At 44.1% G+C, this 11,692-nt stretch carries 12 protein-coding genes; 4 read left to right on the top strand and 8 right to left on the bottom strand.

The annotated features are described in order from the left end of the window. The first annotated feature begins 74 nt into the window (after positions 1–74). Complete coding sequence (gene rpsT, locus L1D15_RS16760) at positions 75–335, top strand: 30S ribosomal protein S20 (RefSeq protein ID WP_004410238.1); 261 nt, start codon at positions 75–77, stop codon at positions 333–335. Between the two features lie 97 nt (positions 336–432). Here the strand turns inward: rpsT and L1D15_RS16755 are convergent, their stop codons facing one another. Further along, positions 433–738 carry a metalloregulator ArsR/SmtB family transcription factor gene (locus tag L1D15_RS16755; RefSeq protein ID WP_239838488.1) on the bottom strand — a complete coding sequence of 102 codons (306 nt, stop codon included), beginning with the start codon at positions 736–738 and terminating at the stop codon, positions 433–435. Between the two features lie 127 nt (positions 739–865). Next, complete coding sequence (gene nhaR, locus L1D15_RS16750) at positions 866–1,756, bottom strand: transcriptional activator NhaR (RefSeq protein WP_239838489.1); 891 nt, start codon at positions 1,754–1,756, stop codon at positions 866–868. Positions 1,757–2,162: 406 nt separating this feature from the next. Here nhaR and L1D15_RS16745 point away from each other — a divergent pair, with 406 nt between their 5' ends. Next, positions 2,163–3,308 carry a Na/Pi symporter gene (locus L1D15_RS16745; protein ID WP_239876479.1) on the top strand — a complete coding sequence of 382 codons (1,146 nt, stop codon included), beginning with the start codon at positions 2,163–2,165 and terminating at the stop codon, positions 3,306–3,308. A gap of 262 nt (positions 3,309–3,570) precedes the next feature. Here the strand turns inward: L1D15_RS16745 and L1D15_RS16740 are convergent, their stop codons facing one another. Genes L1D15_RS16740 through rppH form a run of 5 tightly spaced genes read right to left on the bottom strand, consistent with a single transcriptional unit; the run spans position 3,571 to position 8,865 of the window. Then, complete coding sequence (locus tag L1D15_RS16740) at positions 3,571–4,422, bottom strand: thymidylate synthase (protein ID WP_239876478.1); 852 nt, start codon at positions 4,420–4,422, stop codon at positions 3,571–3,573. Positions 4,423–4,431: 9 nt separating this feature from the next. Beyond that, on the bottom strand, positions 4,432–5,253 hold the full coding sequence (gene lgt / locus L1D15_RS16735; protein WP_239876477.1) for a prolipoprotein diacylglyceryl transferase: 822 nt from the start codon (positions 5,251–5,253) through the stop codon (positions 4,432–4,434). Positions 5,254–5,297: 44 nt separating this feature from the next. Beyond that, positions 5,298–6,089, bottom strand: coding sequence for a sulfite exporter TauE/SafE family protein (locus L1D15_RS16730; protein ID WP_255906151.1), 792 nt, complete (start codon positions 6,087–6,089; stop codon positions 5,298–5,300). An 8-nt stretch (positions 6,090–6,097) separates the two neighbouring features. Further along, positions 6,098–8,344 (bottom strand): phosphoenolpyruvate--protein phosphotransferase, encoded by a 2,247-nt coding sequence (ptsP, locus tag L1D15_RS16725; protein ID WP_239868677.1) that lies wholly within the window; start codon positions 8,342–8,344, stop codon positions 6,098–6,100. Between the two features lie 2 nt (positions 8,345–8,346). Next, complete coding sequence (gene rppH, locus L1D15_RS16720) at positions 8,347–8,865, bottom strand: RNA pyrophosphohydrolase (protein WP_239838494.1); 519 nt, start codon at positions 8,863–8,865, stop codon at positions 8,347–8,349. 621 nt (positions 8,866–9,486) lie between these two features. Between rppH and mutH the strand changes: the two genes are divergently transcribed. Beyond that, complete coding sequence (mutH, locus tag L1D15_RS16715) at positions 9,487–10,152, top strand: DNA mismatch repair endonuclease MutH (protein ID WP_239876476.1); 666 nt, start codon at positions 9,487–9,489, stop codon at positions 10,150–10,152. Position 10,153: 1 nt separating this feature from the next. On the opposite strand, the gene L1D15_RS16710 is transcribed toward mutH, so the two are convergent. Beyond that, the gene (locus L1D15_RS16710) at positions 10,154–10,465 is read right to left on the bottom strand and encodes a DUF6482 family protein (RefSeq protein ID WP_239868683.1); all 312 of its coding nucleotides are present in this window, start codon (positions 10,463–10,465) and stop codon (positions 10,154–10,156) included. A 127-nt stretch (positions 10,466–10,592) separates the two neighbouring features. Here L1D15_RS16710 and L1D15_RS16705 point away from each other — a divergent pair, with 127 nt between their 5' ends. Then, positions 10,593–11,627, top strand: a complete 1,035-nt coding sequence (locus L1D15_RS16705) for an NADP(H)-dependent aldo-keto reductase (RefSeq protein ID WP_239876475.1) — start codon at positions 10,593–10,595, stop codon at positions 11,625–11,627. Positions 11,628–11,692 lie beyond the last annotated feature (65 nt).

Raw genomic sequence — 11,692 nt, 5'->3', positions numbered from 1 at the left:
ACATTTAGGCGCAAATGAGGGATATTCCTCGCCCTTAAATTGTCACCGAACTAAAGTTTTTGGGAGTTAGACCCTTGGCAAATAGTAAATCTGCTAAGAAGCGCGCTATCCAGGCTGAGAAACGTCGCCAGCACAATGCTAGCCGTCGTTCAATGATGCGCACTTACATGAAGAAAACTGTTGCTGCTATCGAAGCAGGCGACAAAGCTGCTGCAACTGAAGCATTTGCTACAGTTACACCAATCCTAGACCGCATGGCAACTAAAGGCCTTATTCACAAGAATAAAGCTGCTCGTCATAAGTCTCGTTTCGCTGCTGCAATCAAAGCTCTTTAATAGAACTCTGATTTACCAGTGAAAAAAAACCGGCTCAGGCCGGTTTTTTTATATTTGAATTTCACAAAGTGAGTACCCAAGATCTAACGATGGTAGGTTAATCCGTCATTTCACTGCAGTATAAGCTGTGTAGTAAATGGATCATTGATTTCACTTCTTCACTGCTTAGTGTGTAAAAGACCGTTTGTGCTTCTTTGCGTGTATCAACTAAGCCATCACGGCGCAACCAAGCTAAGTGTTGCGACAGCGCTGACTGACTTAATTCGAGCTTGCTGCACAATTCCCCCACAGACAACTCTTGGTTATGTAATAAACATAAAATCTGCAAACGTCTCTCGTTCGCCATCGCTTTAAGTAGTACCACCGCTTTGGCAGAATTCTTTTCCATTTCTTGTAAATTCATCGGCTAGTACCCCTTGAAACAACAAAACATCAACAAATCTCAGCCTGTAATTAATAAATTGATACATTTATAGCTGATACTAATCTATTTACATCCAGTAATCTATTTGTAGAAATGAAAAAGGTTCTCACTGAAAGAGATTCGTGAAGTCTGCATCACAGACATTCTTCACTGCTGGGTGTTGAATCATACGCTCAGCGAAAATCACGTAATATTCTTCTTTAAGCTCATCAATATGACCGATCAACTGCAAAGGTAAATCACTTTCGACTTCCGACACATATAAAGAAGGGGCAAGAAAAATAACATCGTGATGGTAACGAGCAAAAGATTTCATTAAAGCGACATCATCAAACTCACCAAGAATGTTTGGTTGAAGCCCCTGACGATCGAACCACTGCAGAACTTTCCGCCCCATTGCCGTTCGACTCCCCGGTATCAATAATTTCCGCTGTTCAAGCACTGCAGGAAATTTTACCTGTTCAACACTTCGGCTAGAGAAGAAGCTCATATTGCACTCCCCTAACTTCTTGCTGTATAAGCCGGGACTTTGACTGGAGTCAACAGGGCAATCGGACAAGATCATATCCAGTTTATGCTGAGATAACTGCTCAAGTAGCATTTCATGGGTCGATTCAAAACAACGTAAATGGATACTGTTATCAGGAGGAACTGTGGTCATTAGAATTTTACTGACTAACCTTTTTGATAAGGCATCAGCAACTCCTACATCAAACAGTATATTGGATCGCTGGCTATAGTTGACAATATCCAGCATCTCGTAGCTTAAGCCAAACATTCGGTCAGCGTATTTAAATACCAGTTGACCAAGCTCGGTTGGCTCGATACTTCGACCATTTCTTTTGGTCAGTTTACCGTCCATACGCTCTTCAAGCGCTTTGATCTGCCCAGTTACCGTCTGAGGAGTGAGGAATAACGCATCAGCAGCTTTGGTCACTGATCCCTGCTTACATACCATCCAGAAGTAATAAAGATGGTTGTAATTTAAATGCGACATGAAAAATCTCTCTGCTTTATGTATGGCTATGGTTATAGCAGAAGCTTCAAATGACAACAATCTTTCGAAAAAACCGATCTCATAACAAAAAAAACAAGATTTTACCGACAAGTAATAAAAGTTATATGACAAAGCCATACTAGGAAGCTTGTTACATCATGGTCAATTTGTGAAATAACTCCATTTTCCAACACTCTCAGAAACCTCATAAAAAATCAGTAAAAACCCTTACTTTTCAATATAATACACACAGCAAAGAAGTGAATAAACATTGAAAGTTGCGACGAAGAGACAAAAAAAATCCCATTACACATAACTGTAATATTAATGAAATATTTACCCTCTACTATCGCCCACAGTTTCAACAACCGACCAATACAAATTTATACGGTCCACGGAGAAAATTATGAACCAAGCTACTACTACAGCGGCGCCGATATCGAGCACTACTCGCTGGTTACGCTGGGCTAACTTGGCATTCATGTTATACCTACTGCTTCTGGCAGTATCTATGGTAGGCAGTGGCTTTAAATGGGCGACAGGCGATCAAGCTAAAGTTCTCTTCGAATTCGCTTCTCATCCAGTAGCAGGCCTGATGATAGGTCTTGTCGCAACCGCTCTTATCCAATCTTCCAGTACAGTAACATCGATCATTGTTGGCCTTGTGGCTGGCGGTTTACCAGTAGAAACCGCGATCCCTATGATCATGGGTGCCAACATAGGTACCACTGTCACTAACACCTTGGTCTCACTGGGCCATATCCGAAATAAAGAAGAGTTTAAACGTGCTTTTGCAAGTGCAACCATTCACGACTTCTTTAACCTTCTCGCGGTCGCAATCTTCCTACCACTCGAAATGATGTTTGGTATCCTTGAGAAAATTTCTCACTGGCTAGTATCACCATTCCTCGCGACTGGCGATATGAGTATGAAAGGCCTAAACTTCATCAAGCCAATCACAAAGCCAGTTGTTAACGCAGTAAAAGAGCCGCTAGCAACCTTTGGTGATACTGTCGGTGGCGTACTACTTATCGTGCTTGGTATTGCAACCATCTTCGTTGCTATCACTGTGATGGGTAAACTGATGAAGAGCCTAATGGTTGGCCGTGCTCGTGAAATCTTAAAGAGCGCCATTGGTCGTGGCCCTATTCACGGTATCTTTTCTGGTTCAGTCGTTACTATACTGGTTCAATCTTCTTCAACCACTACCAGCTTAATGGTTCCGCTTGTAGGTTCAGGTGTATTGAAAGTTCGTGACGTCTACCCGTTCACTCTAGGTGCCAACATCGGTACATGCATTACCGCATTATTGGCAGCAACAGCAGCATCAGGTGAGTTCGCAGTATTCGCTCTACAAATTGCTTTGGTACACCTAGCGTTCAACATCCTAGCCACAGTATTTATCTTTGGTATTCCGTTCCTACGTGAACTACCAGTTAAAGCCGCTGACATCATCTCTGATATGGCAGTGAAGAACAAAGCTGTAGTGGCTGGTTACCTTATTGCGGTATTCCTTGTACTGCCAGGTAGCATCCTAGCGCTGACTGCTTAATTCGAAGAACCATCGCTTATTCAAAGCCCGCAACCTAGGTTGCGGGCTTTTTGCTTGTCTGCGTTAGCTGTTGAGAACGGGCTTCGTCCTTCGGAAATCTAGAGTTGCTAATAAGTTGTGGTTAAGTAAACAACACTAGTTTTCAACAAGGCGACGCTCGATCCCACTTTCCAGTACCAAAGCGCTCCATAAGGTGCCGCCCGTTTTTTCTCGTATAAAAAAGCCGCCCAATTTTAGGCGGCTGTTTAACATCTAGTGCGTATTAGACTGAGAATGGATATTGAATTGGGTCATGATGCTCGTAGCCCTCAACCCAAAAGTCATCCAATGTGACCCAAGTTTCCAAATCTTCTAGAGATTGAATTTCAGGGTTAATATGGAAAGTTGGCGACGCTAAAGGCTGACGTTTTAACTGTACATCTCGCATCAACTCCAGTTGATCTTCATAGATGTGCGCATTAACAATCTTGTGGTAGGCTTGGCCCGCTTTTTTGCCAGTGATCTGAGCCATGATCGCTAAGAACACATACACTTGAACCATGTTGAAATTCAGGCCAAGAGGCACATCACATGAGCGCTGAGTACTATTGAGGTAAAGCGTATCACCTAACAACGAGAAGTGATGGCTATACATGCAAGGGCGTAAACACCCCATATGGAACTCACCGGGATTGTAGAAGTTCAAGATTTCGCCGCGGTCATCCACACCTCGAGTTAGGTCATCAACAATCTTACGAAGTTGGTCTATATGACCACCGTCTGGTTTCGCCCATGCACGTCCCTGAACGCCATAAACGCGGCCCATGTCGTCCTCACCTTTTCGATAAGGATTCTTAAGCCAAGCTTGGTTTAGGTTTGCATTCGCATCCCAAGTTTTGGTACCGAGCTTACGAAAAGCTTCCGCGCTGTCGTAACCACGAATATAACCGAGTAGCTCAGCCACCGCAGCTTTCCAAAAGCTTTTACGTGTTGTCACTAATGGGAACTGGTTGTGGCCAACATCGTAAGTCAGATCAGCGTTGATGACCGTCAGGCAGCGTTTTCCTGTACGTTCATTTTCAATCCACTCACCATGCTCAACGATACGCTGACAGAGATCCAAATACTGTTTCACACCAAGTCCTTACTTCATTTTTTGTGGGATTTCATCTTTGTAGTGACCACGCTTGTAAGCCCAAACCATCATCAAGATACCAACGATAACCATAGGCAGAGACAGGATTTGCCCCATTGAGATAAATCCGCCAAACAATCCCAGATGGGCATCAGGCTCACGAACGTATTCGACAAGGAAACGGAATGTACCATAACCCGCTAAAAATAGCCCTGATACTGAGCCTAGTGGGCGAGGTTTTTTAATAAACCAATTGAGAATGAAGAACAGCACAATACCTTCTAAGAACATCTCATAGAGCTGGGAGGGATGCCGAGGTAAAGGCCCACCATTAGGGAAAACGATCGCCCACGGCACATCGGTAACCCGTCCCCATAACTCACTGTTCATAAAGTTACCTAAACGCCCCATACCTAAGCCAAACGGTACAAGCGGTGCAATGAAATCAGCGACACCAAAGAAGGTACGGCCATTCTTCTTGGCATACCACAACATCGCAGTAATGACACCCAATAAGCCACCGTGGAATGACATTCCACCCGTCCATACTTTAAATAAGTAAAGCGGATCTTGTAGGAACAAATCGAAGTTATAAAAGAGCACGTAACCCACTCGGCCGCCAATCACGACGCCAAGAAAACCGGCAAACAATAAGTCTGACACTTGCTCGCGTGTCCAGCCGCTGTCTGGCTTATCTGCACGGCGATTTGCCAGCCAAAGTGCAAAAGCAAAACCAACCAGATACATCAGCCCGTACCAACGAATGGACAGAGGTCCAATCGCAACTAAAACGGGATCGATATTAGGAAATTCAAAATATCCCTGAGACATAAAACTATACTCTTTTGGTATTTAGATAATTAGGTGAGATTCCACTACAGCAACATAGTTCCAGCAACAAAGAGTAAAAATACTGCAAAAATTTTCTTCAATGTTGCGGTGGGTAATGAGGTGGCGAGTTTGGCACCGACACGGGTCGTCAACATTGAAGTCGACGCAATCGCAATCAGCGCTGGCACATAAACATATCCCAAACTGTAAGAAGGCAACGATTGTGCCTGATAACCATGCAAGATGAAACCAATCATACCGGAGATGGCAATAAAGCAACCACAAACTGAGGAGGAGCCAACCGCTTTACGCATTTCAATCCCATGCCGGTTCAAAAACGGGACAGATAAAGAGCCTCCACCGATGCCCGCTAGGCTCGAGACCATTCCAATCCCGGTGCCAATTGTCAATGTTGCCCCATTACCCGGCATGACTCTCTGGCTCTGCCCTTTGATGGAAAACAACATTTGTATGGCTAAACACAGCACAATCACACCAAACACCTTAGGCAGATACTGAGAAGGGATCCATTCAGCCACATTGGCTCCAAGAAAACCACCAACAACCACACCAGGCATCAACCACTTCACTACATACATGTCTACGTTACCGAGCTTAAAGTGGTTTAAAGCAGAAGAACCGGAAGTGACAATAATTGAGGCAAGAGAAGTCGCCAAAGCGATTTGCATACTGATAGCAGGGTCAATGCCTGCCATAGGTAGTAAAAAGAGCAAAGCAGGTACAACGATTAATCCGCCACCAATGCCGAGAAGCCCCGCCATAACCCCAACAATACTGCCTAGAAGGAGCAGCAAGACTACAAATTCAATATTCACGTTTTTCCTTATCGTTTACCTGCACGGATAAAACCTGCAAAGCCTTTCTCTTCAAAGAAAGTTTGCATCATTGTATAAATATCATTGCCATACGGTTGCATCAATGCTTTGTCAGCAAGTTGCCTTAATTCACCACTGTCAGTGTGGCGCAGCAAGTATTTGACCTTAGCCACATTGGATGTATTCATACTCAAACTACGATAACCCAAGCCAACCATAAGAAGTGCGCCAATAGGGTCGCCAGCCAATTCACCACAGATACAAACTGGCAATTGCAGTTGCTGGCATGTCTGCTGAATATGATCTAAAGCCATGATCACTGCGGGGTGCATCGATTCGTACACATCAGACACCCGTGCATTATTACGATCAACGGCCAGCAGATATTGGGTTAGATCGTTGGTCCCGATAGAAACAAAGTCGACTTTCTCTGCAATCAAAGGCAGCAAATAAATCATCGACGGCACTTCAATCATCACACCAATCGCAGGCATCTCAACCCTATCATCCAACTCTGAGACTTCCTGATAGGCACGCTCGATGAGATCGATCGCACCATCCAGCTCTTGAGCACCAGACACCATAGGCAGAAGTATACTCAAGTTATTGTGCTCAGCACTGGCACGCATCATAGCCCGAATTTGCATTAAAAAGATATCTGGATGATCTAGAGTAAATCGAATGCCCCGCCAGCCTAAAAATGGGTTATCTTCCTCGATAGGTAAATAAGGTAAAGCCTTATCTCCACCCACATCCAGCGTACGCATAACGACACGTTTATCGGGATATGTGTTAAGGACAGATTGATACTGCAACGTTTGTTCATCTTCAGAAGGGAATCGATGTTGGAGCAAAAAAGAAATTTCAGTCCGATACAAACCTACGCCATCAACCCCTTGGTTCACCGCGATATTGGCATCCGCGCTTAAGCCAGCATTAAGCATCACCTCGATACGAACCTCATCACTTGTACAAGCCGGCTCAAGAATTCGTTGGTTAACCATGCTCGCCAACTCACTCTCTTCATGAGCTAGCTCACGGTATTCTCTGAGTAGCTGCTTCCCCGGAGAAACAAAAATCTTGCCACTGTAGCCATCGACAATACCACGCTTGCCATTGATTGGCTTAGGGTTAAGCGTCACCCCCATCACAGCTGGGATCCCTAAAGCTCGCGATAAAATCGCTGCGTGGGAATTCGCGGCCCCTTCTAGAGAGATCACCGCTAGCAATTTTTCTTTAGGGATAGAAGCCAGTAAAGTCGCCGTGAGTTCACGCACAACCAAGATAACGGGTTTATCGATCTCGGGTTGATCTTTTTCTGTATTGTGGAGAAAGAACAATAAGCGCTGCCCCAGCTCTTTTATGTCCTGTGCTCGCTCTCTGAGGTAGACATCCGACATACGAGCAAATCGGTTAGAGTAGCTCTCAACAACTTGTCTTAACGCCCAATCGGCACGGTCCCCTTTTTGGATCTGTGCTTTGAGATCTTTGCGCAACATCGGATCGTTCAGCAAGTGCGTAAACAAATCGAAAATAGCCAGAGTGTCTTTGTTAATTTCACTGTCAAGCTTCTTACGCATTCGACGGAAATCGCTCAGCGCATCTTCAATTGCCAGCAATAACCACTCTTGTTCACGGTCAACATCTAAGGTTGATGCGGGATACACCTCGGTCAAATCTGGTTGAGTATCATCCCACCAAAACTCACCAATCGCGACCCCAGACGAGGCTGGCACACCTTTGATGGCATGTTGCTTTTTCTCTAAGCGCCAGTGACCTTGCGTTTGAGCATGAGCGATGATCACCGCTAGCTGGGCCGCCAGAGTCACCAGAAAGGACTCTTCCATCTCATCAAACTGACGGGGCTGCTTTTGCTGTACAACCAGAACGCCTAAGACTTGCTTGCGATAGATAATAGGCGTGCCAAGAAAACTTTGATAAACCTCTTCGCCGAGCTGGGAAAAGTATTTAAAGCTAGGATGCCGAGAAGCTTCAGCAAGGTTGAGAGGTTCAGCGCTACGTTTGACCAAGCCGACCAAACCTTCGCTGAAATTGATATGAATTTTATTACCTTTAAAACGAAGGCCTTGAGTTGCCATTAACTCAAGGCGTTGCATTTCTTCATTAGCGAGATAGACAGTACAACACTCCGTGTTCATGGCGCTGCATGTTTGCTTTACTAAAACCTTTAGTGCCTGATGCACATCTTCGACTTTAGATACCCGTTCAACTATGTCCCTTAGTTGAGAAAGCATGTCTATCCTCTTTTATGTTTGCGTTTACCTTTCGCTCTGCGTTCTTTAAATGGCATTGCGACAGAGGCAAATTCCTTCATGGCTCGACGATACACATCACGCTTAAAGGATACGACTTGCCTGACTGGATACCAGTAACTCACCCAACGCCAACCATCAAATTCAGGGGAATTCCCTCGCTGCATATTAATTCGTGATTCATCACAATCCAGACGAAGAAGGAACCATTTCTGTTTTTGTCCGATACAGACAGGTTTCGAATCCCAGCGCACTAATCGTTTTGGTAGTTTATACCTTAACCAATGACGGCTAGTGGCTACAATTTTTACCTCTTTTTTAGTAAGACCAACCTCTTCGTAGAGCTCCCGGTACATTGCCTGCTCAGGAGTCTCACCGTCGTCAATTCCTCCCTGAGGAAATTGCCATGAATGTTGCCCGTATCGTTTAGCCCAGAAGACCTGACCATGGTTGTTACAGATTACAATTCCCACATTTAAGCGGTAACCATCGCCATCTATCACTGGCCAACCTCTAATAAATTCTTAATTACAGTGATTTTTCCACATATCCCCAGATGTAGCAAACTTACTAGTGTGACTGATACGTAAAATATGGCTTAACTTGCCTTTCATGAATAACTTTTAGCCTAAAGCTAGGTTATACACACAAAGGTGAGACTCAGGCCACATTTATACACCTTTTCTGTGTATAACCATGTGTAGAATCTTAGTGAAAGTGATCGTTGTTTATCCATTACACCTTAAAACTCGATAAAACCTTAAATCAAAAACCAAAAAATAAAAATAAAATCAAAAAGATAAGAAAACAGTGATAATTTACATCATGCTGTAATGATCAAACAGACAATCCCAAACACGATCGGTTAAAGATCCATCAGCACTATATTTATCCACAAAAAAAATAACAAATACAATTAGAGTTGGAAAATTCAAGTAAAAACTCGCATTAAAAGCACTGTTTATTCATACAATATGGAAAAATTACAACTAGCACACGACTAATTCTGTGGATAACTCATTAAACGATGATCTTTTCAACTCTAAGATCAATTTTTCACCAGTCACATTTGGATCAAATTCCGTTACAATGACCATCACATTTGACCAAGCCGATAAACCCACATGAAACCTGAACCCAAGTCAGAAACAGAGCTGCTTGACCGAGCAAGGGAGATTGCTGGTATCAGTTTTCAAGAGCTTGCCGCAGAAGCTGAGCTTACCATTCCACCTGATTTGAGAAGAGACAAAGGCTGGGTTGGACAACTACTCGAATGGCATCTGGGTGCCATATCGGGTAGCAAGCCGCAACAAGACTTTGAACAACTCGGCATAGAGCTTAAAACAATCCCAATCAGTCATAGCGGAAAACCCTTAGAAACCACTTTTGTTTGTGTCGCACCATTAATAGGAGTTCAAGGTTTAACTTGGGAAACCAGTCATGTCCGCAACAAGCTATCACGTGTTCTTTGGGTGCCCGTACAAGGAGAGCGAGAAATTCCATTAGCCGAACGTCGAGTTGGCTCACCTCTTATTTGGTCACCAAACCAAAGCGAAGAATGTCAGCTCAAAACGGACTGGGAAGAACTGATGGAGATGATCGTTTTAGGAAGAGTCGAACAAATTACAGCGCGCCATGGCGAAGTCCTTCAACTAAGACCAAAAGCAGCCAACAGTCGTGTTTTAACCGAAGCCTATGGAGCGAGCGGCAAACCTATAATGACGTTGCCGCGCGGATTCTATCTTCGTACTCAGTTTACTGCCAAAATTCTTGAACAACACTTTGTCTAAATTAGTGCGTCGTTAGTGACAGCTCTACATCATGATAAAGTGGTGCATCCCCTGAGCCACATTCGTCATAGGCATTATGTAACCTGAGATAAGCCCTTTCGACACCGAGCCGCAATAGCTCCTCTTTGACAGAGTCTAATGATTCGAAATGAATCGTCTCATCATCTTGCTTAATAGGTTCCAATTTGTGCTTATACTCCACCGCGAGAAGGTAGTGTGAGAGATCTGAGCAACCAATGACAAACACTTTAGGTGGTTGATAGCTGTCTTTATGGTGTCCATGAATCCATTTATCTAATTGGCTTTTTTGCATAGCTTACCTCCGTATTTAAATTCTAGTTAACTACGCAGATTTTGCGAAATTGTTATCGTTCCCGTTTCATCTCATGTGACGATGCCCTATATTGGGATAACAAAGAGATATTGAGTAAGGAAGTTCAATGCAATACAACAAGTTACCGCATTCCACTCTTGAAATTAGTAAAATCTGTCTCGGTACCATGACATTTGGCGAGCAAAACACTGAACAAGAAGCATTTAGCCAGCTTGATTATGCGCTTGAACGTGGTGTGAATTTTATCGATACCGCTGAGATGTATCCGGTTCCACCTCAAGCAAATACTCAAGGTCTAACCGAGCAGTACATTGGTAACTGGCTGAAAACATCGGGAAAGAGAGAGAAAGTCGTACTGGCCACCAAAATTGCAGGGCCAAGAAATGTTCCTTACATCCGTGACAATATGAGCTTGAATAGACGTAATATTCATCAAGCAATAGACCAAAGTTTGCAGCGGCTGCAAACTGATTACGTTGATCTGTACCAACTGCACTGGCCTCAACGTAAGACAAACTGCTTCGGGCAACTCAACTACCCGTATCCAGATGAGCAGGAAGAAGTCACGTTAATTGAAACTCTCGAGAGTTTGGCGGAACTGATTAAAGCCGGTAAGGTTCGCTATATTGGTGTATCGAATGAAACCCCTTGGGGCGTTATGACGTTATTACGTCTGGCAGAAAAACATGAACTGCCACGTATTGTTTCCATTCAGAACCCATACAACCTGCTTAACCGCAGTTTTGAAATTGGCTTATCTGAAATTAGCCACTATGAAGGTGTTCAGCTTCTTGCCTACTCACCATTGGCATTTGGTTGTTTGAGCGGCAAATACCTCGATAATGCACGTCCACAAGGTGCAAGATGTTCGTTGTTTGAGCGCTTTGTGCGTTACTTTACACCGCAAGGCATCCAAGCAACGCAAGCTTACGTCAACCTTGCCAGAGAGCATGGGCTCGATCCTGCTCAAATGGCCTTAGCATTTGTTAATCAACGACCGTTCGTTGCCTCCAATATCATAGGAGCCACAAACCTGGAACAGCTCAAGTCTAATATTGACAGCCTTGATGTCGTATTAAGTGAAGAGTTGCTTCAGGGACTTCAAGAGATTGGCACGACCTATTCCAATCCTTGCCCTTAACGAGAAACCAGCTACTGATGCAGTAGCTGGTTGATAAGGTTCGGGCCAGCGAAGCAGACTGGCCC

It is taken from the genome of Vibrio sp. Isolate25, assembly GCF_022398025.1.
Classification (GTDB): domain Bacteria; phylum Pseudomonadota; class Gammaproteobacteria; order Enterobacterales; family Vibrionaceae; genus Vibrio; species Vibrio coralliilyticus_A.
This window is presented reverse-complemented; position numbering and strand designations above follow the sequence as displayed.

Excerpts from the sequence above, each read along its gene's own strand:
- L1D15_RS16705 (WP_239876475.1), top strand. The coding sequence starts at position 10,593 with ATGCAATACAACAAGTTACCGCATTCCACTCTTGAAATTAGTAAAATC.
- ptsP (WP_239868677.1), bottom strand. The coding sequence starts at position 8,344 with ATGCTTTCTCAACTAAGGGACATAGTTGAACGGGTATCTAAAGTCGAA.
- L1D15_RS16745 (WP_239876479.1), top strand. The coding sequence starts at position 2,163 with ATGAACCAAGCTACTACTACAGCGGCGCCGATATCGAGCACTACTCGC.
- mutH (WP_239876476.1), top strand. The coding sequence starts at position 9,487 with ATGAAACCTGAACCCAAGTCAGAAACAGAGCTGCTTGACCGAGCAAGG.
- L1D15_RS16710 (WP_239868683.1), bottom strand. The coding sequence starts at position 10,465 with ATGCAAAAAAGCCAATTAGATAAATGGATTCATGGACACCATAAAGAC.
- lgt (WP_239876477.1), bottom strand. The coding sequence starts at position 5,253 with ATGTCTCAGGGATATTTTGAATTTCCTAATATCGATCCCGTTTTAGTT.
- nhaR (WP_239838489.1), bottom strand. The coding sequence starts at position 1,756 with ATGTCGCATTTAAATTACAACCATCTTTATTACTTCTGGATGGTATGT.
- L1D15_RS16755 (WP_239838488.1), bottom strand. The coding sequence starts at position 738 with ATGAATTTACAAGAAATGGAAAAGAATTCTGCCAAAGCGGTGGTACTA.